The following is a 23,342-nucleotide window of genomic DNA, read 5'->3' as shown; positions in this document are numbered from 1 at the left end:
CGATCATGCATCTACTGTTCGATTATGAAATTCTGCGCCTCATCTGGTGGGCTTTGCTGGGTGTGTTGCTGATCGGTTTCGCGCTGACCGACGGGTTCGATTTGGGCGTTGCTGCACTGCTGCCCTTTGTCGCGCGGACCGATGGCGAGCGTCGAATGACGATCAACACCGTCGCACCAACCTGGGAGGGCAACCAAGTGTGGTTCATCCTGGGGGGCGGGGCAATCTTTGCGGCCTGGCCCTATGTTTATGCGATCAGCTTTTCGGGCTTCTATCTCGCCATGTTCCTGGTGTTGGCCGCGCTGATTCTGCGTCCGGTCGGGTTCAAATACCGTTCCAAACGGCCCGGACGCGCCTGGCGCAATGGTTGGGACTGGGCGCTGTTCGTCGGTGGTTTTGTCCCGGCGCTCGTGTTCGGCGTTGCGGTTGGCAATGTGTTGCAGGGTGCGCCGTTCCGCATCGATAGCGACATGCGTGCCACCTATGAAGGCGGCTTGCTCGGCTTGTTCACCCCGTTCACCCTGCTGTGCGGGCTGTTGTCGGTGGCGATGCTGGTGCTGCATGGCAGCGCCTGGCTGGCAATGAAGGTCGAACGCGGTGCCGTTCACGATCGTGCGCGGCTATACGGTACGGGCGCCGCAATCGCGTCGCTGGTGTTGTTCGCGCTCGGCGGGCTGTTCGTCGCGCGTGGCGGAATGGGTTTCGAACTGGCCTCGGTGGCTGATCCAAGCGGCCCGTCCAACCCGCTGCGCTCTACCACCGTTGCCTCCAGCGGCGCTTGGCTCGCCAATTACGCCGTCCATCCGTGGATGCTGGTCGCGCCGTTGCTCGGTTTTGCCGGTGCCCTGCTCGCGCTGGTGGGCATTCGCCGGAAAATCGAACCTGCCGCCTTTGCCGGATCTTCGCTTTCCGCCGCCGGGATCATTGCGACGGTCGGGCTGTCGATGTTCCCCTTCATCCTGCCATCGAGCATCGACGCGCATTCGAGCCTGACGGTGTGGAATGCCTCCTCCAGCCAGTCGACCCTGTTCCTGATGGTGATCGTGACCGTGGTCTTCCTGCCGCTGGTTCTCGCCTACACCGCCTGGGCTTATCGCGTGATGTTCGGTCGGGTTAGCGAGCGCGAGATCGCCGCCAGCCACGATTTCTATTAACATAAGGATCTTGAGCGATGTGGTATTTCACCTGGGTTCTCGGCCTTGGCCTCGCTGTCGGCTTCGGCATTCTCAACGGCCTGTGGCACGAATTTCATCTGTCCGATGATGAGGACGCCTGACAAAGAAAGGGCCGCTGCGGCAGGTTTCTGTCGCAGCGGCCCAGGCGAAGCCGACGTTGGGAGGTTATTCAGCGCCGGGTGGGTCTGAATCACGGTCACTGACCGAGGCAAAGAGCATGACCGCCATGAAACAGGCCGTCGCCCCGACAACGAGACCCAGAAACCAAGTGTCCGAAAGCATCGCCGTCTCCCGATCCTGATGATCCAAGCGCGATGTCTGGCGCTTGACTGCATCGTTTTCCTTGATCGTCGTCAAATCCCGAAAGCCGCCGCCAATGCACGCTTCCACCATCATGCACCGCTACCATCCCGATTTGGCGGAGCGCTCGGTCCCGCGCTATACCAGCTATCCGACGGCGGCGGCGTTCAAACCCCTGCCCGATGCGCACGCCGATGCGTTGGCTGCAGTCGCGGTCGACACGCCCATCTCGCTCTATCTCCACATTCCCTATTGCCATGAGATTTGCTGGTATTGTGGCTGCAACACCGGCGCGCTTGGTCGTCCCGAGCGTATGGACAGCTATCTTGCCGCGCTTGAGGGCGAAATCGCGCGTGTCGGTGGTGCGGTTCGCGCCCCGGTCGGCTCCGTGCATTTCGGTGGGGGCAGCCCGAATGCGATGCAACCCGCCGCCTTTCTTGCGCTGAGCAAGACGTTGCGGCGGCATTTCATGATCGCCGATGACGCAGAATGGGCCGTCGAAATCGACCCGCGTCATTTTTCGCTGGGCACCGCCGAGAGCTATGCAGCAGCCGGGGTTACGCGGCTCAGCATCGGCGCGCAGACCTTTTCGCCGCAAGTCCAGGCCAGGATCGGTCGCCTGCAACCCTGGCGTCAGATCGCTCAAGCGATGTCCGATGCGCGCGATGCCGGGATTGCGCGGTTCAATCTCGATCTGATGTACGGTCTGCCCGACCAGACGCTCGACGATGTCGCCGCGACGATTTCCGCGGCCTTGCTGCTCGCGCCCGATCGGGTGGCGATGTTCGGCTATGCACACATGCCGCAACTCCTGCCGCGTCAGCGCCGGATCGACGAATCGCTGCTGCCCGATGCCGAGGCACGCTTCTGGCAAAGTGCACTGGCGCACGACCTGCTGCTGGAAGCTGGCTTCGAGGCGATCGGCTTCGATCATTTCGCGCGCCCGGAGGATTCGCTGGCGCGTGCTGCGCGCGAGGGAACACTCCGCCGCAACTTTCAGGGCTTCACCGACGATCGCGCGACCACCCTGATCGGGTTGGGCGCATCGGCGATCAGCCAGTTCGATGGTTTGTTCCTGCAGAATGAAAAGCATGTCGGCAGTTACCGCGTTGGCGCGGCCAATGGGCTGCTGATGGGGACGCGCGGCCTTGTCCGCACGCCCGAGGACCGGATGCGCGGCGCGCTGATCGAACGGCTATTATGTACCGGTCGCGTCGATGTTGCCGAGATTGCTGCCGAACATGGCCAGAGCAGCCACGCCCTGATCGCCGATCTCGACCAGCTTGGCGAACTTACCGAACGCGGCCTGGCCACGACGCGGGGAAGCACGGTCACGGTCACGCCAATTGGCCGCCCCTATGCGCGGCTGATTGCCGCAGTGTTCGATACCGCGCTCCAGGCGCGGCAGGGCCGCTTCAGCAAAGCGGTGTGAAGCGGCTGGCGCGCAGGGGACGACGCGCCGGATCGGTTGCGCCGGGTCCGGTCGAAACAATGCCGATACGCGCTATGCCGCTATCGTTCGGATTCCGGCGTGGAATGCCCGGTCGGGCGTGGGAGCGGAGCATCCGCAGGTCGCCCCGCTGCCACCGCCCGCTGCGACTCGGTTCCGATGCGGCGCTGTGTGTCGATCTGCTCCATCGCCGCGACCTTGCGGGGTTCGAACAGATTGGCGAAGAACATCCACACCATCATTGTGGCGCCGCCCTTGCGCCCCGCACCTTCACGGCGGAGGCGTTTGCTCACTGCAGCGTTACCGAATTTTCGCCGTCATGCCGCCCGAAAAACTGCATGAGCTGGATAATCAGTTCGGCACGATTCTCGATATTGCCCGCTTCCAGCAAGGCTTGCTTTGCTGCCACGTCGAACGGCGCGATCTGCGCGATACCGTTGACCAGCGATTCATCGTCGAGCCGTGCCACCGCATCCCAATCGACCGCATAGCCCTGCGCCTCGGCAAAGGCGCGCGATTCGCTCTCCAGTGCGGACCGGCGGGAGAGCGAAAGCATTTCGGCCGTGCCCGGCCCCGCGATCAGTTCGGCTTCGACCTGACGGAAGGCGGTGGCCACATCCAGCTCGCGTACGATCCGGAACAGGGACAGCCCCTCGAGGATGAGGTTGTAGCGCCCGTCCTCGCTTGCTTCGAACTCGGCGATTTTGCCGATGCAGCCAATGTCGAACAAGGCAGGCCGGTCGGCGCGGCCACCGGAGCCAGCCGGAAGATTGGGTCGCGGCTGCACCATCCCGATTCGCCGGTCGCGCGCCATCGCATCGGAAATCATCGCCCGATAGCGCGGCTCGAAAATATGCAGCGGCAAATGCATCCTCGGGAAGAGCAGCGCCCCTGCCAGCGGGAAGATCGAGAGCCGCGTCGTTGTCACCCGAACAGGATCGCCGACAGCTTGCGTCGCTGCGCCGACACCCACGGATCTTCGAGTCCGACGACTTCGAACAGCTTGAGCAACTGCGCGCGCGCCGCGCCTTCGTTCCAGCCGCGATCGTCGGCGATCATCGCCAGCAGCGTCGCCGCAGCACCATCGCGGTCACCCGCCGCCATCTGGCCACCGGCCAGGGCAAAGCGCTTGTCGAAATCCTGCGGATTGGCGGCGACTTCGGCGGCAAGTCCCGCCAGATCATCGACCGGCTTGGCCTCGCGCGCCAGCGCCAGCGCACTGCGCGCACGCTCGATCTCGGGCAGCTTGGCAATCTCTTCGGGTAACGCCGCGATTGCGGCTTCGGCGGCATCGGTCTGCTTGTCGGCAACCAGCGCGCGCACCATTCCCGACAGGACGGCGGGATGTTCGGGGGCCATTTCGGCAAGCTGCGCGAACACGCTCACCGCGCGCGCCGTGTCGCCTTCGACCAGCACTTGCTCGCCCATCGCGATCAACGGTTCGAGTTCGGCTTCCAGGCTCGCCTCGGGGCTTTCGATCGGCAATTGCTTCAGGATCTGGTCGAGCATCGTGCGCAACTGCGTCTCGCTGCGCGCAGGCGTCAGGTCCGCGACCAATTGCCCCTGGAACATGGCATAGACGGTCGGGATCGACTTGATCTGGAATTGCGCGGCGATGAACTGATTCTTGTCGGTGTCGATCTTGGCCAGCACCACACCCTTGTCGGCATAAGCGGCAGCAACCTTTTCGAGCAGCGGCGTCAGCGCCTTGCACGGCCCGCACCATTCCGCCCAGAAATCGATGATCACCAATTTGGTCATCGACGGTTCGACGACGTCGCGGCGGAAGCTTTCCACCGCTTCGCGTTCGGCGCTGCTCATACCCAGGGTAGCCAAGTGTCGCTCCAATCCAGTGTGCCCGGCCTTATGTGGTTGCTCGGGCCGCGAAGCCAACCCTTTTCGCATGATCGGGGCAGGTAATGCATTTTGCTGCGATAAGGGGGTTGCCGAGCGTGCAGGTCGCTGTTAGAGCCCGCCGCCTTACCTGCCCAGTCAGCGACTGACCGGGCCGTAACGCCAGAGCGGGCGTAGCTCAGGGGTAGAGCACAACCTTGCCAAGGTTGGGGTCGAGGGTTCGAATCCCTTCGCCCGCTCCAGTCTTTTCCACCTCGTTGAAATACTGCGCAAAATCGTCCGAGTGACGGTGGTGCAGCGGTCTGTTGCGCAAGCCGTCCGCACCACAATGCCCCAAGGGGTCAGCTTAAGCGGACGTTGCGCTTGTAATTCCCGGGCGCCCGGCCTCGACTGTGAACCCGGCGATCGTCGATACGGCGGATGCCGGGTCGCGGGCATCGGCCAACCCGCGAAACGCGATGTCGGCACGCTTCTCCCGCAAATCGACGCGCGCATAGCCGCGCACCTCGTTTTCGGCAAAGCGAATGCCGGGATTGGCCTTGGCCTCTTCGCGCCAGGTTGCGTGATGATTAATCGACGTGATCGACCCGCCGACGAACTCCGCAGCAATCGGCGCGCCTTCGCGCCGGTCCGGGTGCCGAAGGTCAGCGGCGGTAAAGGCGTGGATGTCGCCGCTCAATACCACGGGATTGGGGGTTCTAGCGTCGACCCAGCGGCGAAAGATGCGATCCCTGGCCGCGGTATATCCCTCCCAGCGATCAGCGGGATGGAGGACCGTCCCGCGCTCCGGATGGGCGGGATTGATCAGCGCGAAGGGCGCCATCAGCGTCTGTTGAGCAAGCAGGTTCCATGTTGCCCTGGTGCTGCCGAGAGCGTCGAGCAGCCACGCTTCCTGGCGGCCACCCAGCATCGTGCGCGCGGGGTCGTGCCGGTCTGCGCAATCCTCCACCGCGACGAGATATTGCCGGTGGTCGCGCAACAACTCTTGCGGCTGGCAAGCACGGGGCCCGCGATATTGACGATCGTCGATCACCTGAAATTGGGCAAGGCGCCCCCAGTTCAGCGTGCGGTACAGCCGGGCGGCGGGCCCGCGAGGGTGCGCCGACGCGCGCAGCGGCATATGTTCCCAATAGACCTGGTAGGCCGCCGCCCGCCGTCGCAAAAAGGCAGCCGGATCGCCATTCTTCTCGTCAAGCGCGCCGGCGTAGTCGTTGGCGACCTCATGGTCGTCCCAGGTGGAGATCCAGGGTGCCGCAGCGTGCGCAGCCTGCAGCACCGGATCGAGCTTGTAGGTGGCGTAGCGCACGCGGTATCCGGGCACGTCGCGGGGTTCGGGGTTGAGGTGACGGCGCACCCCGCCAATGCCGGGGTTGCCCTCGTAAATATAATCGCCGAGGAAGACGATCAAATCGGGATCTTCGGCGACGACATGGCGCCACGCCGCATAATATCCGACTTCGTACTTCTGACACGAGCCGAAGCAAAAGCGCAGGTGGTCGACCGGGGCGCGGGCGTCGGGGGCGGTGCGGGTACGACCGACCGGACTGCTTTCACCGCCCGCGATGAAGCGGTAGAAATAGCCGTGCGCCGGTCGCAGCCCCGAAACTTCGACATGGACGCTATGCGCGGCGTTGGGGTCGGCCATTGTCGTGCCCGACCGCACGATCCGGCGGAAATGTTCGTCTTCACCCACTTGCCAAGTAACCGGTATGCGCGTCTGCGGCATTCCGCCATCGGCTTCGAGCGCATGGGGCGCGAGCCGGGTCCACAGCACCACGCCGTCGGACCAGGGGTCCCCGGACGCGACGCCAAGCGTGAACAGCGTGTCCGCGCCGCTCGCGCCGAGAATGCGCGACGGCATGAGCAGGATTGCCGGTGCGACGATCGTCGAAGCCTTCAGCAAAGCGCGGCGATTGGGTTCAAACAGGGGCAAGGTCTGGCTCCGGCATCATGGAAGGATCGGCGGCAGCGGAAGCATCGTCGTGATGGGTGACGGGACGAGAACAGCGTCCGCTTATTGGCATCGATGCACCGGGCGCCGAAAACCGCAAATCCACCGGGAAAGAAAATCGCCAATGGCGGTTTTGGCGGGTCGAAGCATCGGGCTGGCGAGGCGGCGCTTTGCCGCAAGCCAGGGGATCGGTTCATGCTTCGTTGTTCAGCCTTCGTCCTTCTTCTGTCCGGCACGGCGCTGGTGCCGGCGGGGGCCGCGTCCGCCGCGAACCGGGCCGCAACGGCGTCGCGCGCCGTGGCCTTCGATATTCCCGCATCCGATCTTCCGGCGGCGCTGAACGAGCTGGGTCGCCAGGCCGGTATGCAAATTTCCTTTCCGTTCGATAGTGCTGCGGGCCACCGGGTCGCGCCGCTGCGCGGGCGCATGGCACCACTCGTCGCGGTGCGGCGGCTGGTTGCGGGCACCACGCTGACCATCGCCGAGGCCAATCCGGGTCACATCCTGCTCACCTCCACCGCGCAGGCAGCGAGTCAACCTGTCCGACCGGACGACCTTGCTGCGGAAGACAAGGACATTGTCGTTACCGGTTTTCGCCTTGCCGCGCGCCGCGCGATCGAGACCAAGCGCAAGAGCGGGCAGATCATCGATTCGGTAAGCCAGGACGATGTCAGCCAGCTTCCCGACGTCAACGTCGTCGAAGCCGCGCGGCGCATTCCCGGCCTGTCGGTAAGTTCGGACCGCGACCCGAGCCGGGGCCACGACAATTATCAATATGTCACGATCCGCGGCCTCGACAGCCGGTACAATCTGGTGACCATCGACGGTGCGCAGATTGCCAGCGCCGACAGCGGTTATCGCGGCGCACAGCTTGCCCTGCTTCCGGCGTCGCTGGTCGGGGAGATTCAGGCCGTCAAAACCGTTACCGCGCAATATGATCCCCATGCGCTGGGCGGCCAGCTAAACCTTGTTACCAAAAGCGCGTTCGATACCGGTACTATGCTGGCGGCGCAGGCGCTCGGTGGCTGGACCTCGCAAAGTGGCAAGGTCGTGCCCGATGACCATGCCAACATCCGCGTGGATGCAACGGGTGCCCTGCTGTTCGGTGCCAACAAGCAGTTCGGGCTCGTAGTGTCGGGGGAATATCAGCAGCTTCACGCCTCGGCATTGGCGCGTCTGCCGGGCGATACGGCGGGGGCTGGCTGGACATATGTTACCGCCGCTGGCGCACCGACCGGAGACATCGCCAATTCAACCGGTCGCGCGGTGCCGGTGCGCGTGCAGGACTATGCCTTTGACGAGAAGCGCGAGCGGTACAGCATCAACGCCAAATTCGAATATCGCCCGAGCGATCGCTTCGGCCTTTCGGTCTTCGGCGGCTATTATCACGAACTGTCGGACGAGGACCGCTATGAGGCGCTCGCGCTTCCCTCGACCAGCTACGCGGCGGGGGCGACGCCCAATAGCGGCAGGCTGAACACCGGCAATTTCCAGATCGGCCTGGCGACGCAGCCGGAAAAGCGGCGGACGTGGCTCATCAACGGCGACGCACATTACGATCTTACCGACACGTTGCGGGTGACCGCAGGCGTCTCGGATTCGCAGGCGCATTATAATGAGAACCGGTGGCTGTATAAGTGGAACACCGGGATAGTTACCACACCCACCTCTGTCGCCACGTCCAACTTGCCCGCTTATGGCTATTCCTATCAAGTCACCGACGGACAGCCGACTATCACCTTGAATGATCCGGCGGCGGCAGCCAATCCGGTCAATTATGGCCCGCGCTACTGGCGCAATCTTGTTTATAACATCGACAATACCGTGCGCGGTCTTCGCGGGGAAGTGTCGTGGAATTTCGATCCGAGCGATCGCGGCTTCGGCATTCAGGGCGGCGTCAACCAAACGCTGACGCGGGTCGAGAGCCTGCTCAACTACCGCGAATGGTTTGCCAAGGATGCGCCGTCGGCGGCGCTGATCGGCAATCTCGATCAATATGCACAGCCAACGGTGCTACGCTCGCTTTCTGCTCCCGGGATCAATTTCTACCTGATCGACGCGGCAAAGGCGCAGGCGGTTCTGGTCAACCATCCCGAGTGGTTTCGTCAATCCTCCGTTCGGGTGGCGGATAGCAACAATGCCTTCTTCGAACTGCGCGAATCGATCACTGCGGGCTATGGTCAGGTTCGCTGGCAGAGCGACGCGGTCAATATCCAGGCGGGTCTGCGGTATGACAGCACGGCGATCGGCGTCGTCACCCACGTCAATGGCACCAGCGCGCTCTCTTCGCGCAACAGCAGCTATGCCTATGCGCTGCCCTCCGGGATCGCTTCGTGGAATGTATCGAGCGCATTCAAGCTGCGCGCTGGCATCAGCGAGACGATCGGGCGGCCCGATTATGGCCAATATGGCGCAACCACGATCCAGTCGCTGGACCTGTCCAACGTGGCTCGGCCGCTTACGGTCAATCGCGGCAATCCCGATTTGAGGCCGCGCCGCGCCTGGAATTACGATCTTTCGGGTGAACTGTACCTTGGACGCGGCGGGCTGATTTCCGCGGCGCTGTTCTACAAGGACATTCATGACGAGATCTTCAACCTGACGACCCAGGCACCGGCGGTCTATTTCGCAGACGGTGCCACCTACAATGCGACCATCGTGCAGCCTGTCAACGCGTCCAAGGCGCAGGTAAAGGGTGCGGAGTTGCAAATCGTCAAGGATCGGCTCGATTTCCTGCCCGGTCCGCTCGCCAATCTCGGCGTGTCGCTCAACGCGACGTGGCTTGATGGGCATTTCGATTTCGTCGGCACGGGTGGCGCGCGTCGCCGGATCGGCGCCCTGATCAACCAGCCCAATCATATCTACAACGCTACCGTTTTTTACACCGACGGCCCGTTTACGCTCCGCACCGCGTACAACCGGATCGGCGCGGCACCGATATCGGTCGATGCGCAATTTGGCTGGCGCGACATTTGGCTCGATTCGCGTGACCAACTCGACTTGCAGGCAAGCTACAACATCAAGCCGTGGCTACAGGTGACAAGTCAGGTGCAGAATGCCACGAACACCTCGTTCGAGGCGCACCTCGGGCAGAATCGGGAGCTGTTACAGACACGGTATCCGGTTGGTCGTACGGTTTGGTTCGGCGTTATTTTGAAGCCGAATTTCAAGAAATAAGGGTCATCGTCCGGGCAGAGCGGAGCCGAAGGAAGCAACTTTTTATACCAAAACAGCGCGTCACCGGGCGCGCTGTCATGGTTCCGTATCATTGCTTCCATAGGGGTATCTCATCGACCTCAACCTGGCTTTTTGTCGCGCAATGTCCTGGCTCCGCCCGATCGACGCATGGTTCGCCTCATCCATCCTCCCGCATGAGGCGGAGCTGTTGCGCCACGCGCGGCGCTGGACGATCGAGGAAGACGAAGCGCGAGACCTGGTTCATGAAGCCTATGCGCAGCTTCTCCAGCTCAAAGCATGGGACCATATTCTCAATCCGGCGGCCTATGCCACCCGGATGGTCCGCAATGTCGCGTTGCAGCGAATGCGCCGGGCGCGCATCGTGCCGATGCGGCAGTTCGCCGCGCTGGAGGAAGCCGCTCATCCCGACCCCGCACCCGACAGTTTCGCGATTGCCGCCGCGCGCGATGAATTGCGGCGGATGATGGCGGCGATCGAAGCCTTGCCATTGGCCTGTCGACGCGTGATTTTGTTGCGCAAGCTTGAGGGGATGGCGCCGCGCGACATTGCGCTCAAGCTCGGGATCAGCCTTTCGACGGTCGAAAAGCATTTGTCGCGCGGTATGCTGCTGCTGTCCCGCGCGCTGCACGCGGCGGACGGCACCGCGCCGCCTTCCGATCAGGCGCAAGCGGTCGATCGCGCCCGATTGAAGGCTTGAATAACCCTTCAAGATATCTTTCGTGCATTTCCGGCAATGGCATGGCGGTTTTTGCTGCGCTAGGGATCGGAGAATGGGGGCACAGACCCGAATTCGAGAAGCAGTAGGTTGAGCACTCTGGACGCGCGGCACACGAGGATTGAGCAGGAGGCGGCGGATTGGCTGGCCGCGCTTGATACCGGGCAAGCCGATTTGGCGGCGTTCGAGGAGTGGCGCGCGCGCGATACCGCCCACGCCGTCGCCTTCATCCGCGTCGAACAGGCGTGGCGGCGGCTGGATCGACTGGCCGAAGCGCATGTTGCGGTCGCCACTGTTCCTGGGTCGGTCGTGCATCCCCCGCAACCGGTGCTGCCGCGGCGGCGGGCGTTGGTTGCGGCGGCAGGTGCTGCTGTCGCGGTGGCAGGCGGTGGCTTGGTGATGACCGCGCGCGCCGCCGCGCACACCGTCGAGACCGCAGTAGGCGAACGTCGCCGCTTCTATATCGCCGATCGAACGTGTCTCGATTTGAATACGGCGAGCCGGCTGCGCTGGTGGAAAACGGGCGACGGGACCGAGGTGAGCCTTTTGCGCGGCGAGGTGTCGCTCGATTTGTCCGCCGGTGCGCAGCCTTGCACGCTGGATGTCGGCCGCGCGCGCCTGCGGATCGAACAGGGGCATTTCATCGCCCGGTTACGGGGTGAGGATGCGATCGATGTGGTGGCGATTGCCGGGCACGTCCGCCTGTTGCCGTTACGCGGCCAATCGCGCGCGGCGTCCTTCCCCGAACGGGTCAAGCTGGTGGTGACCGCTGACGCCGCAACGGCACATCCCATTTCCGATGCCGAGATTCAGGCGTTGTCGGCATGGCAGGAGGGGGAATTGCTTTTCGATGGCGAGCCGCTCGCGACCGCGATTGAGGAGTTCAATCGGTACTTGCCGACGCCCATGACGCTGGAGACACCCGAGATCGGGCGCGTCAGGCTCGGCGGTCGTTTTTTGACGAACGACCCGGCCGAATTTCTGAAGGCGCTTCGGGTTAATTTCGGTATTCGCGCGCAATCCCGCGCGGGGAAAATTCTGTTATTTCGTTAGGCTGTTGCGACATTTTAGCGATTTCCGGCCGCTTCTGGCGTTGTGATTCTGATTCGCCCATGTGATAAAAAAGAGGTGCAAGGCGAGACCGTTGTCATCTCGCCGCATCGCCATCCGCTACGATAAACTTGCCGCAGTTTAGAGCCGTACCATCTTCATCATCGGTGCCCCATAACGCGGGCCCGCCGTGCCGCCGCGCGGCGCGGCCCGGTCGAGCGTGGTCAGGTCTTCGACGGTCAAGCGGACGTCCACTGCCGCCATACTGTCCTCGAGCGTCGCGCGGCGCTTGGAACCCGGAATCGGCACGACATCGTCGCCCTGCGCCAGCAACCAGGCGAGCGCGATTTGCGCCCCGCTGACACCGTGCGCGGCGGCGATGCGCTTGATGACATCGACGATCTTCAGATTTTCAGCGAAATTCTCTTCCGAATAGCGCGGATCGTTGCGGCGATAATCGCCTTCGGGCAGATCGTCACGCGACGTGATCTGGCCGGTCAGGAAACCGCGCCCGAGTGGGCTATAGGGCACAAAACCGGTGTCGAGTTCGCGGCAGGCGGGCAAAATCTCTTCCTCGATATCGCGCTCCCACAGCGAATATTCGGATTGCAGCGCCGCGATCGGATGCACTGCCGCCGCCTTGCGCAGCGTCGCGGCGCTCGCTTCGGACAGGCCAAGAAAGCGCACCTTGCCCTCGTGCACAAGCTCGGCCATCGCGCCGACGGTGTCCTCGATCGGCACGTTCGGGTCGACGCGGTGCTGGTAGAACAGGTCGATCGTGTCGATGCCAAGCCGCCGGAGCGAGCCTTCGCACGCGCGGCGGATGTTGGCGGGGGTGCTGTCGACACCAGATACCTTGCCGTCCTCACCGAAGCGGAAGCCGAATTTGGTCGCGATCACCAGGCGATCGCGCTTGCCGCGAATGGCGCGACCGACCAGTTCCTCGTTGATGAGCGGCCCATAGACTTCGGCGGTGTCGAACAGCGTTACGCCCAGCTCGATCGCACGGTGGATCGTGGCGATGCTCTCGGCTTCGGTCGCGGCACCGTACATATTGGGGCCGACGCCCGCCATCGGCATACAGCCTAGGCCAAGTGCGGAAACCGTGAGGTCGGGGCCAAGCGTGCGATATTTCATGAAGGGTGTTCCTGCAGCAAGGTATCAGCGGCGGACAGCGGGACCTTGTCCCCACGCGCTGCCACGGTCAGCGTAACCGCCAGATCGAACAGGACGTTCCCGAGCGTGCGGAAAATATCGGGCATCGTCTCGACCGCAACCAGCAGGCCGAGCGGGGCGACGGGCACGCCGAGGGTCACCGCAATCGGCGCGATTGCGCTGATGAAGCTGATTTGCCCCGGCAGGCTGACCGACCCAAGCGAGGTCAGCACCGCGACCACGGTTGCCGCCCCCAGCGTTGCCAAGCTTATCGGCACACTGAACCACGCCGCAACATAGATGGCGACGGCCAGGTTCATCGCCGGGCCGGTCGCGCGCATCATCGCCACGGCGAGCGGCAGCACCACGCCCGATGTCGCGACGGGCACGTCCAGCTCTTCGGAGCTGCGCAACATTGCGGGCAGGCTGGCGAGCGAGGATTGCGTGCTGAGCGCGACCGCCAGCACCGGCAGCGAAGCGCGGACGAACCGCCCAAGCGCCATGCCGCCTCCCCAGATGGCGACGGGCACCGCAAACAGACCGACCACGATTCCGACCGAGGACACCGTCACGATATAGTGGAACAGCGCCCCCACCGCCGCCGTCCCGGTCTTGGCGGCAACCGTCAGCGCGAGCGCGAACACGCCGACTGGCGCGATCCAGATGATCCAGCCGATCATCACCAGCATCGCATCGCGGATGGCGGAAAAAAAGGTCAGCAACGCGGCGCGGCCCGTGGCGTCGATCCGGGTGAGGGCAAAGGCAAAGATCAAAGCGAACAGAATCAGCGACAGGAAGCCGCCATTGGCAGCGGCGGCAATCACATTGTTGGGCACCATCCCTGCCAGAAATTCGCCGAGCGGCGGCACCGCGCCCGGCGGGCCGACATTGACCAGCGCGCCGCGCAAGGCGGCGGCAGAGGCAGCGGGAATCGGCACCAGCCCCAGGAGCAACGGCGTAAGCAGCGCGGCGGCCATCGCACTGCACACCATCACCACCAGGATGATGCTGATCGCCCGCGCGGCGACCGCCCCGCTGCGCGCGGCCTCGGCGGTCGAGGCGATACCGGTGACCAGCAGCGAGAACACCAGCGGGATCACCGTCATTTGCAACGCATTGAGCCAGGCCGCGCCGACCGGCTGGGCAACTGCGGTCGCGCCGGGCACTGCGCCCGGCAACCAGGTGGCAAAAATAATCCCGAGGAGTAACCCCGCGCCCAGCGACACGAGGATCCGCGTCGACGGGCTGTTCAACGTTGCAGACATACTCGCCCTTATCCGTAAGCAGCGCTATCAAGCGCCTCTGAAGATACGGGCATAACCGAACGGATGAGGGCGGATGGCAAGAAAATATTTCGGCACCGATGGAATTCGTGGCCTCACCAACAAAGCCCCGATGACGGCGGCGATGGCGATGCAGGTCGGCATGGCGGCCGGCGCACACTTCCGGCGCGGCGACCACAAGCACCGCGTGGTGATCGGCAAGGATACGCGGCTGTCGGGATATATGCTCGAATCGGCGATGGTGGCGGGCTTCACCAGCGTCGGCATGGACGTGGTGTTGCTCGGGCCGATGCCGACGCCGGCGGTGGCGATGTTGACGCAATCGATGCGCGCCGATTTGGGCGTGATGATCTCGGCCAGCCACAATCCGTTTTTCGACAATGGTATCAAATTGTTCGGGCCCGACGGGTATAAACTGTCCGACGCTGACGAAGCCGCGATCGAGGCGTTGATCGACGGCGACATTCCGCTGTCGCCCGCCGCCGAGATTGGCCGCGCGCGGCGCGTGGACGATGCGCAGGGGCGCTATATCCACTTCGCCAAATCGACCTTTCCCGAAGATCTGCGGCTCGACGGGATGCGGATCGTGGTCGATTGCGCCAATGGCGCGGCGTATCGCGTTGCGCCCACCGCCTTGTGGGAATTGGGGGCCGATGTCGTCGCGATTGGCGTGACGCCCAATGGCAAGAATATCAATGACGGCGTCGGCTCGACCGCACCGCAGACCTTGTGCGACACGGTGGTGGCAAGCGGTGCGCAGCTCGGCATCGCGCTCGACGGCGATGCCGACCGGCTGATCGTGGTCGATGAAAAGGGCCATGTCATCGACGGTGACCAGTTGATGGCGACGATCGCGAGCGGCTGGGCGCGCAGTGGCCGCTTGAAGAATGGCGGGCTGGTCGCAACCGTCATGTCCAATCTCGGGCTCGAACGGCATCTTGCGGCGCAGGGCATTGGCCTGGTGCGGACCGCCGTCGGCGACCGGCATGTGTTGGAGGCGATGCGGGCGCAGGGCTATAATGTCGGCGGCGAACAATCGGGGCACATCATCCTGTCGGATTACGCGACGACGGGGGATGGCCTGGTCGCGGCACTCCAGATTCTCGCCGAACTGGTGTGGGCGGGGGCACCGGCGAGCGAGTTGCTGCACCGGTTCGAACCCCTGCCGCAATTGCTCAAGAACGTGCGGTTTGCGGGTGGAAAACCGCTGGAGGCTGAGGCGGTAAAGGCAGTGATTGCGCAGGCTGAGGCCGAACTGAAGGGCAAGGGGCGGCTGGTGATCCGCCCATCGGGCACCGAACCGGTGATCCGCGTGATGGCCGAGGGCGATGACCCGGGCCAGGTCGAGGCGGTGGTCGATCGCATCTGTGATGCCGTCCGCGTGGCAGCCGGCTGATGCTCGAAATGCGCCCCGATTGCGAACGCTGCGGCGTGGATTTGCCCGCTGATGAAGCGGGCGCGTTTATTTGCTCGTTCGAATGCACCTTCTGCGCCGAATGCGCCGAAGCGCTCGACGATCGCTGCCCCAATTGCGGCGGTGAATTGATGGACCGTCCGGCGCGGGTCGATGACGCGCTCGCGCGCCATCCGGCGAGCACAAAGCGGCGCTTCGTGGGGCGGGCGTGACTCCGCGCATCCTCATCATCGCGGGCTCCGATTCGGGTGGGGGCGCTGGCATCCAGGCCGATATCAAGACCGTGACGATGCTTGGCGGACACGCAATGACCGCGATCACCGCGATCACCGCGCAGAATACTTTGGGGGTGCAGGCGGTGCTGCCGGTGCCGACCGAAATGGTGATCGCGCAGATCGAATCGTGTGTGTCGGATATCGGCATCGATGCGGTGAAGATCGGGATGATTGGTTCGGCTGCGACCGCTCATGCGGTGGCGGATTGGCTGGAGGGGTTATTTAGTCATTCGTCCTTCCCCGGCGAAGGCCGGGGTCCAGGTGCGAAGGTCGAGGTAACGAAGCGCGGCGATCCGTTTGCCAGTGGCGCACCACTGGGCCCCGGCCTTCGCCGGGGAAGCGAAACGGGGAAGCTTCCCATCGTCTTCGATCCCGTCATGGTCGCGACCAGCGGTGATGTGCTGGCTGATGCCGATACCATTGCGGCGTTCGAGCGGTTGATGCGGATCGCGACGGTGGTGACGCCGAATCTGCCGGAATTACGGGTGCTCGCCCCCGCAGGCGTGGCGTCTGGTGCGGACGGTGCCTCCACAAGCTCAGCACGAACGGGGGAGGGGGCAGCACTTCTTGCCCAAGCGTTCGGCACGACCGTGCTTATCAAAGGCGGGCACGGCGAGGGCAATACGCTCACGGATCGGCTGATCGGCCCCGACGGCGAAATCGCGCGCTGGTCGTCAGACCGCATCGTCACGACCTCAACCCACGGCACCGGCTGCACGCTCGCCTCGGCGATCGCGACTTTTCTCGGCCAAGGCCAGTCGCTCGCCACGGCGGTTGCCAATGCGCGCCAGTTCGTTCGGCTTGCCCTGCACGATGCCCCGGGCCTTGGCGGCGGGCATGGGCCAATGGGGCATCAGGCGGTGCGGCTCGATTGTGGGCCCGATCGGCGGCTCAACCAGGTCACGCTCGGTTTGGCGGATTATGCCGCCTCGTGCGATTTCTACCGGACGCTCGGCCTCACGCAAATCGTCGCGACTGACGACGCGCATTATGCGCGCTTCGAGGCGTCGGGCGGCGCGACGCTGTCGATCGAGCGGGGCGCGGAGCCAACACTGTTCTTCGAATGCGCAGATCTCGACGCGGAGGTCGCGCGGTTGCAGGCGGCGGGGCTGGTGTTCGACCAACCGCCGACCGACCAGCCCTGGCTCTGGCGCGAGGCACGGCTTACCGATCCGGGCGGGAACAAGATTTGCCTCTACCAGGCGGGCGAAAACCGGCGCTATCCGCCGTGGCGGTTGCCAGATGCCTAGCCTCAAACACGAAAAACTGTGTCTCGCCCCCGTAGCCGGGGTGGATGAGGCGGGGCGCGGGCCGCTCGCCGGGCCAGTGGTCGCCGCCGCCGTCATTTTACCGCCCAAGGGCATCCCGCGCGGCATCGATGATTCGAAGAAGCTCTCCCACGCGGACCGCGCGCGCCTGCATGACCGATTGCGCGATTGCGCGATTGTCGGGGTCGGCATTGTCGAGGCGGAAGAGATCGACACGCTCAATATCTATTGGGCGACGATGAAGGCGATGACGCTCGCGGTCGAGGCGCTCGGTTGCGCGCCGGGGCATGTGCTGGTCGATGGCAACCGGCTGCCCAAATGGGGCTATGCCGCGACGCCGATCGTGAAGGGTGATTCGATCAGCCTGTCGATTGCCGCTGCCTCGATCATCGCCAAGCACACGCGCGACACGATCATGCTCGCCCACGCCGAAGCGCATCCGCATTATGGCTGGCACAGCAACAAGGGCTATGGCGCGCCCGAGCATTTGCGCGCTCTGCGCGAACATGGGCCGTGCCCCTTGCACCGGCGCAGTTTCGCTCCCGTTGCCGAGGCATATCGCGCGCGCGAAACGCTGCTGGTGTGATTCGGGCCGAAATTCGTTCCGGGGCCATCTTTTTCTCGCAAGTGAGTCCTCGCGGCGACACCCCAGCGGTTGGGCCTGTGGATAACTCCGGACTCAACATCTGGCCTGCTTCCCGAAATGTTCCGCCTTGTTAACGATTTGGCAGATGTTTTCGTTAACCAATGTTCGCTTGACGGGAGTCCCCACATTCGCAGGGATGCGCGCGACAGCGAATAAAGGCGGGCATGATGGGCGTTTTGGAAAAGATCAGGGTCGGGACGAAGCTCGACACGGTGCCGCGTGCGCCGATGGCGGAACTGCCGCTCGACCAGATCCTGCAGGGGGATTGCATCGCGGCGATGCGCGCGTTGCCGGCCAAATCGGTCGATCTGATCTTCGCCGATCCACCCTATAATCTGCAGCTCGGTGGCGATCTGTCGCGGCCCGATGGCAGCCATGTCGATGCGGTGACCGATGAATGGGACAAGTTCGATTCGCTCAGCGCCTATGACAAATTCACGCGCGAATGGCTGGTCGAGGCGAAGCGCATCCTGAAGGACAATGGCGCGATCTGGGTGATCGGCAGCTATCACAACATCTTCAAGGTTGGTGCTGCGATTCAGGATCTGGGCTATTGGATCCTCAACGACATCGTCTGGCGCAAGGCCAATCCGATGCCCAATTTCAAGGGCACGCGCTTCACCAACGCGCATGAGACGCTGATCTGGGCGTCGATGGGTGAAAAGGCGCGCTACACCTTCAACTATCGCAGCATGAAGACGCTCAACGACGAGCTGCAGATGCGCAGCGACTGGGAATTTCCGGTGTGCGGCGGGCAGGAGCGGCTGAAGAAGGACGGGGTCAAGGTCCATCCGACGCAGAAGCCCGAGGCGTTGATCTATCGCATCCTGCTCGCCTGCACCAAGCCGGGCGACGTGGTGCTCGATCCGTTCTTCGGCACCGGCACGACCGGTGCCGTCGCCAAGCGGCTCGGGCGGCGCTGGATCGGGATCGAGCGCGAGGACGACTATATCGCCGCCGCGCGCGAGCGCATTGCTGCGGCGCTGCCGCTCGACGAATCATCGCTGAAGACGATGCAAAGTCCCAAGGCCGCGCCTAAGGTCGCGTTCGGCGTGTTGGTCGAAAACGGGTATCTGACTGCGGGGCATGTGCTGTGCGATGCCAAGCGCAAGCACCGCGCGCTGGTGCGCGCCGATGGCAGTTTGGAAAGCGTGTGCGGCGCGGTCGGGTCGATCCACAAATTGGGCTCGACGCTCCAGAATGCGCCCGCCTGCAACGGCTGGACCTTCTGGCATTACGACACGCCCGAGGGGTTGAAGCCGATTGACGTTTTGCGCCAGACCTATCTGCTGGCGACGCAGCCTTAAGCGTACCTGCTCTTCCCCGGCGAAGGCCGGGCCCCATTTGCGAAGGTGGCTGTAACCACCCGCCGCCTTCTCCTATTGGCATTCCTCAACTGGGCCCCGGCCTTCGCCGGGGAAGCAAGTAAGGAAAGCGCATGACCCTCCATCTCCGCCCGATCCAGTTCGTCGATACCCCGGTGGATCGTGACGGCGAGGTCGCGCGGCTGGCGGGGGGGATGCTGTGGTTCTCGGCTTATGAAGTGATTGAGGACGGGCGGCGGCGCACCGTGCCGATCGCCGATCTGGCCGCGTCGCTGCGCGACGAGCGCGCCGCGCGGCTCCACGCCGCCATCACTGCCCCACGCGCGCCGCTGGTGCTGAGTGAGCGCACGCTGCGCTTCGACCAGCCGATCATCGCGGGCATTCTCAATGTGACGCCCGACAGTTTTTCGGACGGGGGGGCCTTGCAAGACGATCCCGTCGCGGCGGCGAGCGCGGGGGTGGCGCTGGCGGAGGCGGGCGCGGCGTTGATCGACGTCGGCGGCGAATCGACCCGGCCCGGTGCCGCGACGGTGTGGGAAGGCGATGAGATCGCCCGCGTCGTGCCGGTGATCGAACGCCTCGCGCGCAGCGGAACGCTCGTGTCGATCGACACGCGCAAGGCTGGCGTGATGGAGGCGGCGCTGGCGGCGGGGGCGGCGATCGTCAACGATGTCGCGGCGCTGCTATGGGACGATCGCGCGCTCGAGGTGGTCGCCAAAGCCGGGTGTCCAGTTGTGCTGATGCATTCGCCCGATCCGGCGAAGGGCGCGGATGGTGGGGCCAGCTATCAGGACGTGCTGCTCGACGTGTTCGACTGGCTTGAGGCGCGGATCGCGGCGGTGGTTGCGGGCGGCGTGGAGCAGTCCCGGATCATCGTCGATCCGGGCATCGGCTTCGGCAAATCGCTGTCGGACAATCTCGCGTTGATCAACGGCCTTGCACTGTTGCACGGCCTCGGTTGCCCGATCCTGCTCGGTGCCAGCCGCAAGCGTTTGATCGGTGCGCTGTCCAACGCGGCTCCCGCAAGCGAACGGCTCGGCGGATCGGTTGCATTGGTGATGGCGGGGGTTGCGGCCGGCGCACAGATGTTGCGCGTGCACGATGTCGCCGAAACGGTGCAGGCGGTCCGCGTGTGGCGCGGCTTGCGCGATCGGGCGCTGGTCGGGCGCTGACCGCGCGGTCAGCACTCCGATTCAACTGCCAGGCGGAAAGGACGAGGCGACGATCATCGATTCCGGTGCGTGCGAGCGCAAAATTTGCGGAAATATGGCGACCATTGCTCGTGCTGTTCGGGTAGGATGGGGCGGCGGCGGACTATGCTGCGGCGTTATCGATGCCGAGTTCGCCGAGTTTGCGGTAAAGCGTCGAACGCCCGATGCCGAGCCGCCGTGCCACTTCGGTCATCCGCCCGCGATAATGGCCGATCGCGAGGCGGATAACATCGGCCTCGATTTCTTCCAGCGCGCGCAAATTGCCATCGGCGTGGAACAGCGTGACGCCACCGCTGGTCGCCATCGGCACCGGGGTGGGGGTGGTGTGGCGCTGCCCGCCGAGCGCCGCGATTTGCGGAAAGTCCGCGCGGGTCAGCGCCGATCCGTCGCACAATACCGCCGCGCGGAACAAGGCGTTCTGGAGTTGGCGCACATTGCCCGGCCAGTCATACCGCCCAAGCAAGGTGAGCGCGTCGTCGGTGATGCCAAGCTGGCGCAGCCCTGGCTGTTGTGCGATGCGCGCGAGCAGATGGCGCGCGAGCGCGGGGATGTCGCCGGTACGTTCGCGCAAGGGCGGGATGGTCACCTGCACGACGTTGAGGCGGTAATAGAGGTCCTCGCGGAAGCGGCCGGCCTCGACTTCCTCGATCAAACGCTTGTTGGTGGCGGCGATGACGCGCACATCGACTTCACGCACGTGCCGCGCGCCGATCGGCTGGATCTCCCCCGATTGCAGTACGCGCAGCAACTTGACCTGCGCGTCGAGCGGCATTTCGCCGATTTCATCGAGGAATAGCGTGCCGCCATCGGCGAGCTGAAACCGCCCGATCTTGCGCTCGAACGCGCCGGTAAACGCGCCCTTTTCATGGCCGAACAGCTCGGATTCGATCAGATTGGGCGGCAGCGCGCCGCAATTGACCGCGACCATCGGCTTCTTGCCGCGCGGGGAGGCGGCGTGGATCGCCTCGGCGACAACTTCCTTGCCGACGCCGCTTTCGCCTTCCAGCAGAACCGGTACACGCGCCCGCGCGGCCTTGGCGGCGATGGCCAATGCCGCGCGGAAATCGGGGGCCGAGCCGACGATTTCGTCAAAGGCGAGCAAGGCCGGGATCTTTTCGGTGAGCGGGCGCAATTCGCCCGCCGCCTTGCCCGCGACCGCCGCATCGAGCGCACCAAGCAGCCGTTCGGGGGCGAGCGGCTTGACCAGGAAATCGGTCGCGCCGCTGCGCATTGCGGCGACCGCCTGCGCGACCGAGCCATTGGCGGTGAGCAGCAGCAGCGGCAAATCGGGGCGGCGCGCGCGAATCTCGTCGATCAGCGCGGTCGGATCGGCCTCGGGTGCCCATTGGTCGAGCAATATGGCATCGAGCTGCATCCCGTCCTGGGTGCCAAGCATCGCGATCGCCATTTCACCATCGGCGGCGAACACCGCGCGCCACCCGCGCCGCGCCGCAATCGCCGCGACCAGCCGACGCTGCGCGGGTTCATCGTCGATCAACATCAGCAGGCGCTGTCCGTTGCGCGTCATGCTTTACCCCAATGCGTGCCAAATCCAGCCGCCACGCTTAGCGCGAAGGTGTGAAAACGCCCTTAAACGCCCCGTCATGGGACGGATGGGACAAGGGCCGGGCAAAACTGTCGGCGCAATAACCGGCAAGAATTTAGCGACGCATCGCGATAGATGGGGGGTTGAGAGGAGGGTGCGCGCAAGCTAAGCACAAACCAAAGGGGGTAACCCCTGGGATCTTCGAGGGGAGATATAATGGCTGCCGACAGTGAGCTGCAAGTCCACCGCGCGACCTACGAAAAGGTCATCGCCATGCTCAAATATGGCGCAATTGCCTGCTTCATCATCGCGTTTGTGGTGGTGTGGCTGATCTCGGGCAAATAAGGATGAAGATCGCTGTCCTCCGCGAAACCGCCGAGGGCGAGCGTCGCGTTGCCGCCACCCCGGAAACCGTCAAGAAATTCACCGCGCTGGGCGCGAGCGTTGCTGTGGAAACAGGCGCGGGCCTGACCGCCTCGATCGCCGACGCCGATTATGCCGCCGCCGGTGCAACGCTGGGCGACCGCGCGGCGACATTGGCGGGGGCCGAAATCGTGCTGGGGGTGCAGGGGCCTGCCGCCGATGCGCTTGGCGGCGTGGCACCGGGTGCATGGCTGGTCGCCGCGCTCAATCCCTTTGCCGACCGTGCGCGGATTGATGGTTATGCCGCGGCAGGCCTCGAAGCGCTGGCGATGGAGTTCATGCCGCGCATCACCCGCGCGCAATCGATGGACATCCTGTCGTCGCAGTCGAATCTCGCCGGGTACAAGGCGGTGCTCGATGCCGCGAGCGTTTATGGCCGTGCCTTTCCGATGATGATGACGGCGGCGGGCACAGTTTCCGCTGCGCGCGTGTTCGTAATGGGGGTTGGCGTCGCCGGGTTGCAGGCGATTGCCACCGCACGGCGGCTGGGCGCGCAAGTCTCGGCGACCGACGTACGCTCGGCGACCAAGGAGCAGATCCTGTCGCTGGGGGCCAAGCCCGTCTTCGTTGAAAGCGTCGCTGGGATCGAGGGCGAGGGCTCGGGCGGTTATGCCGGCGAGATGAGCCCGGAATATCAGGCGGCGCAGGCCGAACTGGTATCGTCGCACATCGCCAAGCAGGATATCGTCATCACGACCGCGCTGATCCCGGGACGCCCCGCGCCACGGCTGATTTCGGCGGCGCAGGTGGCGAGTATGCGGCCGGGTTCGGTCATTATCGACCTTGCGGTTGAAAGCGGCGGCAATGTCGAGGGCGCGGTTGCGGGCGAAACTGTGGTGGTGAACGGCGTGTCGATCGTCGGCCACCGCAACGTCGCGTCGCGGCTGGCGGCGGATGCCTCGGCCTTGTTCTCGCGCAACCTGTTCAATTTCTTGAGCGCCTTCTGGGAGAAGGAGGCGGGCAAGCCCGTGCTCGATGCCGAAATCGGCGACGCGATCCGGCTGACGCAAGGCGGCAAGATCGTCAACGCGCGGTTGTTGGGGTGACGGGGCTGAGGCCCTCTGATCCCCCTCGGAACGGGGAGGCGTGCGTGCGGTGCGGCT

General features: G+C 64.4%; 22 protein-coding genes and 1 tRNA gene. 15 read left to right on the top strand and 8 right to left on the bottom strand.

What is annotated here, in order from left to right; translation table 11 throughout:
• Window positions 1-5: 5 nt before the first annotated feature.
• Both cydB and cydX read left to right on the top strand, forming a co-directional pair.
• Window positions 6-1,154: a cytochrome d ubiquinol oxidase subunit II gene (cydB, locus tag WC704_RS12505; RefSeq protein WP_372890357.1), complete on the top strand. Its 1,149-nt coding sequence runs from the start codon at window positions 6-8 to the stop codon at window positions 1,152-1,154.
• Between the two features lie 17 nt (window positions 1,155-1,171).
• The gene (cydX, locus tag WC704_RS12500; protein WP_372890355.1) at window positions 1,172-1,276 is read left to right on the top strand and encodes a cytochrome bd-I oxidase subunit CydX; all 105 of its coding nucleotides are present in this window, start codon (window positions 1,172-1,174) and stop codon (window positions 1,274-1,276) included.
• Window positions 1,277-1,340: 64 nt separating this feature from the next.
• On the opposite strand, the gene WC704_RS12495 is transcribed toward cydX, so the two are convergent.
• Entirely contained in the window at window positions 1,341-1,571 is a 231-nt protein-coding gene (locus WC704_RS12495) for a hypothetical protein (protein ID WP_372890353.1), read from the bottom strand.
• Here WC704_RS12495 and hemN point away from each other — a divergent pair.
• Window positions 1,570-2,907: an oxygen-independent coproporphyrinogen III oxidase gene (hemN, locus tag WC704_RS12490; protein WP_372890749.1), complete on the top strand. Its 1,338-nt coding sequence runs from the start codon at window positions 1,570-1,572 to the stop codon at window positions 2,905-2,907. The two genes, WC704_RS12495 and hemN, sit on opposite strands and share 2 nt — an antisense overlap.
• A gap of 80 nt (window positions 2,908-2,987) precedes the next feature.
• Here the strand turns inward: hemN and WC704_RS12485 are convergent, their stop codons facing one another.
• Genes WC704_RS12485 through WC704_RS12475 form a run of 3 tightly spaced genes read right to left on the bottom strand, consistent with a single transcriptional unit; the run spans window position 2,988 to window position 4,746 of the window.
• Window positions 2,988-3,218 (bottom strand): hypothetical protein, encoded by a 231-nt coding sequence (locus WC704_RS12485; RefSeq protein ID WP_372890351.1) that lies wholly within the window; start codon window positions 3,216-3,218, stop codon window positions 2,988-2,990.
• Window positions 3,215-3,853 (bottom strand): LON peptidase substrate-binding domain-containing protein, encoded by a 639-nt coding sequence (locus WC704_RS12480; RefSeq protein ID WP_372890349.1) that lies wholly within the window; start codon window positions 3,851-3,853, stop codon window positions 3,215-3,217. The genes WC704_RS12485 and WC704_RS12480 overlap by 4 nt, the downstream gene beginning before the upstream one ends.
• Window positions 3,850-4,746, bottom strand: a complete 897-nt coding sequence (locus WC704_RS12475; RefSeq protein ID WP_372890747.1) for a tetratricopeptide repeat protein — start codon at window positions 4,744-4,746, stop codon at window positions 3,850-3,852. Before WC704_RS12475 ends, WC704_RS12480 begins: the two co-directional genes overlap by 4 nt.
• Window positions 4,747-4,946: 200 nt before the next feature.
• On the opposite strand from WC704_RS12475, the gene WC704_RS12470 reads away from it, so the two are divergent.
• Window positions 4,947-5,021 (top strand) — tRNA-Gly (locus WC704_RS12470).
• A gap of 104 nt (window positions 5,022-5,125) precedes the next feature.
• Here the strand turns inward: WC704_RS12470 and WC704_RS12465 are convergent.
• The gene (locus WC704_RS12465) at window positions 5,126-6,712 is read right to left on the bottom strand and encodes an alkaline phosphatase (protein WP_372890347.1); all 1,587 of its coding nucleotides are present in this window, start codon (window positions 6,710-6,712) and stop codon (window positions 5,126-5,128) included.
• Window positions 6,713-6,925: 213 nt separating this feature from the next.
• Here WC704_RS12465 and WC704_RS12460 point away from each other — a divergent pair, with 213 nt between their 5' ends.
• The 3 genes from WC704_RS12460 (at window position 6,926) to WC704_RS12450 (ending at window position 11,696) form a co-directional block, all read left to right on the top strand.
• Window positions 6,926-9,907, top strand: coding sequence for a TonB-dependent receptor (locus tag WC704_RS12460; protein WP_372890345.1), 2,982 nt, complete (start codon window positions 6,926-6,928; stop codon window positions 9,905-9,907).
• A gap of 142 nt (window positions 9,908-10,049) precedes the next feature.
• Complete coding sequence (locus tag WC704_RS12455) at window positions 10,050-10,625, top strand: RNA polymerase sigma factor (protein ID WP_372890343.1); 576 nt, start codon at window positions 10,050-10,052, stop codon at window positions 10,623-10,625.
• Window positions 10,626-10,733: 108 nt separating this feature from the next.
• Entirely contained in the window at window positions 10,734-11,696 is a 963-nt protein-coding gene (locus WC704_RS12450) for a FecR domain-containing protein (protein WP_372890341.1), read from the top strand.
• A 138-nt stretch (window positions 11,697-11,834) separates the two neighbouring features.
• On the opposite strand, the gene WC704_RS12445 is transcribed toward WC704_RS12450, so the two are convergent.
• Window positions 11,835-12,830, bottom strand: a complete 996-nt coding sequence (locus tag WC704_RS12445) for an aldo/keto reductase (protein WP_372890339.1) — start codon at window positions 12,828-12,830, stop codon at window positions 11,835-11,837.
• Window positions 12,827-14,113, bottom strand: a complete 1,287-nt coding sequence (locus WC704_RS12440) for a dicarboxylate/amino acid:cation symporter (RefSeq protein WP_372890337.1) — start codon at window positions 14,111-14,113, stop codon at window positions 12,827-12,829. Before WC704_RS12440 ends, WC704_RS12445 begins: the two co-directional genes overlap by 4 nt.
• Before the next feature lie 73 nt (window positions 14,114-14,186).
• Here WC704_RS12440 and glmM point away from each other — a divergent pair, with 73 nt between their 5' ends.
• The 6 genes from glmM to folP all read left to right on the top strand — a co-directional run bounded on the left by glmM (window position 14,187) and on the right by folP (window position 20,231).
• Window positions 14,187-15,527 carry a phosphoglucosamine mutase gene (glmM, locus tag WC704_RS12435; RefSeq protein WP_372890335.1) on the top strand — a complete coding sequence of 447 codons (1,341 nt, stop codon included), beginning with the start codon at window positions 14,187-14,189 and terminating at the stop codon, window positions 15,525-15,527.
• The gene (locus WC704_RS12430; protein ID WP_372890333.1) at window positions 15,527-15,757 is read left to right on the top strand and encodes a DUF1272 domain-containing protein; all 231 of its coding nucleotides are present in this window, start codon (window positions 15,527-15,529) and stop codon (window positions 15,755-15,757) included. The genes glmM and WC704_RS12430 overlap by 1 nt, the downstream gene beginning before the upstream one ends.
• The gene (locus WC704_RS12425) at window positions 15,754-17,070 is read left to right on the top strand and encodes a bifunctional hydroxymethylpyrimidine kinase/phosphomethylpyrimidine kinase (RefSeq protein WP_372890331.1); all 1,317 of its coding nucleotides are present in this window, start codon (window positions 15,754-15,756) and stop codon (window positions 17,068-17,070) included. The genes WC704_RS12430 and WC704_RS12425 overlap by 4 nt, the downstream gene beginning before the upstream one ends.
• Window positions 17,063-17,674: a ribonuclease HII gene (locus WC704_RS12420; protein ID WP_372890329.1), complete on the top strand. Its 612-nt coding sequence runs from the start codon at window positions 17,063-17,065 to the stop codon at window positions 17,672-17,674. The genes WC704_RS12425 and WC704_RS12420 overlap by 8 nt, the downstream gene beginning before the upstream one ends.
• A 227-nt stretch (window positions 17,675-17,901) precedes the next feature.
• A complete protein-coding gene (locus WC704_RS12415; protein WP_372890745.1) occupies window positions 17,902-19,041 on the top strand; it encodes a site-specific DNA-methyltransferase in 1,140 nt (379 codons plus the stop codon).
• Between the two features lie 131 nt (window positions 19,042-19,172).
• The gene (gene folP, locus WC704_RS12410; RefSeq protein WP_372890327.1) at window positions 19,173-20,231 is read left to right on the top strand and encodes a dihydropteroate synthase; all 1,059 of its coding nucleotides are present in this window, start codon (window positions 19,173-19,175) and stop codon (window positions 20,229-20,231) included.
• Window positions 20,232-20,373: 142 nt separating this feature from the next.
• Here folP and WC704_RS12405 read toward each other — a convergent pair whose 3' ends face one another.
• Entirely contained in the window at window positions 20,374-21,798 is a 1,425-nt protein-coding gene (locus WC704_RS12405) for a sigma-54-dependent transcriptional regulator (RefSeq protein WP_372890325.1), read from the bottom strand.
• A 234-nt stretch (window positions 21,799-22,032) separates the two neighbouring features.
• Between WC704_RS12405 and WC704_RS12400 the strand changes: the two genes are divergently transcribed.
• Together WC704_RS12400 and WC704_RS12395 are read left to right on the top strand one after the other, a co-directional pair.
• Entirely contained in the window at window positions 22,033-22,161 is a 129-nt protein-coding gene (locus WC704_RS12400; RefSeq protein ID WP_372890323.1) for an aa3-type cytochrome c oxidase subunit IV, read from the top strand.
• Between the two features lie 2 nt (window positions 22,162-22,163).
• Complete coding sequence (locus tag WC704_RS12395) at window positions 22,164-23,285, top strand: NAD(P) transhydrogenase subunit alpha (RefSeq protein WP_372890321.1); 1,122 nt, start codon at window positions 22,164-22,166, stop codon at window positions 23,283-23,285.
• Window positions 23,286-23,342: the final 57 nt, after the last annotated feature.

The sequence above is a fragment of the Sphingomonas sp. genome (assembly GCF_041661885.1).
Classification (GTDB): Bacteria; Pseudomonadota; Alphaproteobacteria; order Sphingomonadales; family Sphingomonadaceae; genus Sphingomonas.
Note: the sequence above shows the minus strand (reverse complement) of the source record. Positions and strands in the feature narration are given on the sequence as shown.